General features: G+C 72.6%; 1 protein-coding gene. It reads right to left on the bottom strand.

Annotation, left to right across the window (positions count from 1 at the left end):
• A partial coding sequence (locus tag AC1D12_RS33915; protein WP_477845463.1) for an efflux RND transporter periplasmic adaptor subunit occupies positions 1 to 1,060 on the bottom strand: 1,060 nt, incomplete at both ends.

Below are 1,060 nucleotides of genomic sequence, written 5' to 3'. Positions count from 1 at the left end.
AGGCACGGCGGCCCGGCGGGAACGCACCGGCCGGGCCCGAGGCGCCCTGCGCGCCCGACGCGGCGCGGTCGGCCGAGAGCGTCACGCGCGCGCCGTCCTTCAGCCGGTCGGCGCCTTCGGTGATGACCCGCTCGCCGGCCTCGAGCCCGGCGGTGATCGAGACCTTGTCGACCGTCGCCTGGCCGCGCGTGACGGTGCGCTGCTGCACGGTGCGGTCGGGCTGCAGCACGTAGACGTAGTCGCCGTCGCGGCCGTTGCGCAGCGCGGTGATCGGCACCACGACGGCGCCCTTCACGGTGTCGAGCAGCAGGCGCACGTTGACGAACTGGTTCGGGAACAGCGCGCCGCCCTGGTTCGGGAAGCGGGCCTTGGCCTTCACGGTGCCGGTGGTGGTGTCGACGAGGTTGTCGAAGGTGGAGAAGGTGCCGCTCTCGAGCTTGCTGGTGCGGGTGCGGTCGTAGGCGGCGACCGGCAGCTGGGCGCCGCTGGCGACGCGGGCCTGGATGGCGGGCAGGCGATCCTGCGGGATCGAGAACGCGATGTCGATCGGTTCGGTCTGCGTGATCACCGCGATGCCGGTGGTGTCGCCCGACGACACCAGGTTGCCCTCGTCGACGGTGCGCAGCCCGATGCGCCCGCCGACCGGCGCGGTGATGCGGGTGTAGGCGAGGTTCAGGCGGGCGGTGCCTTCGGAGGCCTTGTCGGTCATCAAGGTGCCATCGAGCTGCTTGACGAGCGCGGCCTGGGTGTCGACATCCTGGCGGGCGATCGAGTCCTGCGACAGCAGCGTCTGGTAGCGCGTCAGCGTGACGCGGGCGGCATCGAGCTGGGCCTCGTCGCGCAGGCGCTGGCCGCTCGCCTGCAGCAGCGCCATCTCGTACGGGCGGGCGTCGATGGTGGCGAGCAGCTCGCCCTTCTTCACCAGCTGGCCTTCCTTGAACAGCACGCGGGTCAACGTCCCCGAGACCTGCGCGCGCACGGTGACGGTGGCGGCGGGGGTGACGGTGCCGAGCGCCTCGATCAGCACCGGCAGCTCGGCCTGCGCGGCGGTGGCGACGCC

The sequence above is a fragment of the Rhizobacter sp. P1_G5 genome (genome assembly GCF_056405435.1).
Note: the sequence above shows the minus strand (reverse complement) of the source record. Positions and strands in the feature narration are given on the sequence as shown.